Raw genomic sequence first — 1,575 nt, forward strand, 5'->3', positions numbered from 1 at the left:
CGCGCAGCCTGAGATGCTCGATCAGGGCCGCATGTTCTTCCTGGCGCGTGCCTTCTATCAGCGTCACCGAAGCCTTGACGCAGGCGTCGCGCATGACGCGGTCGGCTCGCGCCGCGCCCATCAATGCCATCACCAGTGGCGACGTTTTCAACATTTCGCCCAGCTTGACGAGCAGCATATGCCGACAGTCGGCCGGCAGCCTGATATCCGATATCAGCGCCTCGCGCACCAAGGGCAGATGGCCGTGGCGTTCGGCCATGCGGCGGAAGCTGAGCGAGGCGATGTCGGCGCCGCTGTTGGCGAGCAGCACGGCGCAGGCGTCCGCCTCGCCGATCTCGGCGATGGCCGCCGACAGCGCCATCGAGACGAGTGGCCGGTCGGCGATCAATTTCTGTGTCGCCTTCGGACTTGAAGCCACGCGGTTGATCAGGTCGGCGTCGGTGAGCAGCGGCGAGCGGGCCAGCACCACGCCGGCGACTTCCGGCTGGTCGGAGGCCAGCACGCTGATGATCTGCATTGGCGCGTGGTGGCTCATCGACAGCGCCTCGGCCATCGCCAGCCGCACCTTCGACGAGGCATCGTCGAGCAATAGCGTCAGCGCCGCCTCGGCGGCGCAACGGTCCTCGAAAGGCAATTCGGAATTGATATAGGCCCGGGCCAGAGCGCTCGCCGCCGCGGCACGCTCCGACACCCTGGCCGTGTAGATCCATTTCAGAAAATGCGAAACAACAACCATGCCCGCCTGCTTACGCCCCTTGTCAGAAGCTTCTGACCCCACTGACGACCGTAGGCAGAATTGGTTTACGAACCGTTCACCATGTTCATTAACTGGCTTGCGAGGCTGATTTGCAGCGCCTATCACCGTCAAGCACGTGAGGAGAAAGAAATGGCCGGGCTTTATCTCGAAGAGTTCGTTGTCGGCCATGTCTTCCAGCACACGCTGCGCAAGACCGTTACCGAAAGCGACAACATGCTGTTTTCGGTAATGACGCTGAACCCGCAGCCGCTGCATATCGACTTCGATTTCGCCGCCAGGAGCGAATGGGGCAAGCCGCTGGTCAACTCGCTGTTCACGCTCGGCTTGATGATCGGCATTTCGGTCAATGACATCACAGTCGGCACTACGGTCGCCAATCTCGGCATGAAGGAGACCGTGTTTCCGCATCCGGTCTTCCATGGCGACACCATCCGGGTCGAGACGACAGTCATCTCGGTGCGCGAATCCAGGTCGAAACCCGATCGCGGCATCGTCGAATTCGAGCATCGCGCCTACAACCAGCATGGCGATCTCGTCGCCAAATGCACCAGGCAAGCGATGATGCTGAAGAAGGCGATCTGACGCATGCGTTCGCTGCTGTTCGTCCCTGGCGATTCCCAGAGGAAACTGGAAAAAAGTTTTGGTGCCGGCGCCGACGTGATCATCGTCGACCTCGAAGATTCCGTGGCGCCGCACAACAAGGCGCTGGCGCGCGAGGTGGCGGCGCGCTTCATCCTGGAACGCAGGGCGCAAACCAGTTCAGCCATCTATGTCAGGGTCAACGACCTCACGACCGGGTTGACGGATGACGATCTGGC

General features: G+C 61.5%; 3 protein-coding genes. 2 read left to right on the plus strand and 1 reads right to left on the minus strand.

The window, feature by feature from the left end:
* Positions 1–736, minus strand: a 736-nt coding sequence (locus tag EN939_RS33510; protein ID WP_127271748.1) for a DUF2336 domain-containing protein, incomplete at its 3' end; no start/stop codon positions are given.
* Between the two features lie 81 nt (positions 737–817).
* Here EN939_RS33510 and EN939_RS33515 point away from each other — a divergent pair.
* Positions 818–1,339, plus strand: coding sequence for a MaoC family dehydratase (locus EN939_RS33515; protein ID WP_442919591.1), 522 nt, complete (start codon positions 818–820; stop codon positions 1,337–1,339).
* 3 nt (positions 1,340–1,342) lie between these two features.
* The coding region (locus EN939_RS33520) for an aldolase/citrate lyase family protein (protein WP_245473269.1) at positions 1,343–1,575 on the plus strand (233 nt) is incomplete at its 3' end.

This window comes from Mesorhizobium sp. M7A.F.Ca.CA.002.05.1.1, assembly GCF_003998335.1.
Classification (GTDB): Bacteria; Pseudomonadota; Alphaproteobacteria; order Rhizobiales; family Rhizobiaceae; genus Mesorhizobium.

Bases quoted from the DNA above. Each gene is read 5' to 3' on its own strand.
- EN939_RS33515 (WP_442919591.1), top strand. From the start codon at position 818: ATGTTCATTAACTGGCTTGCGAGGCTGATTTGCAGCGCCTATCACCGT.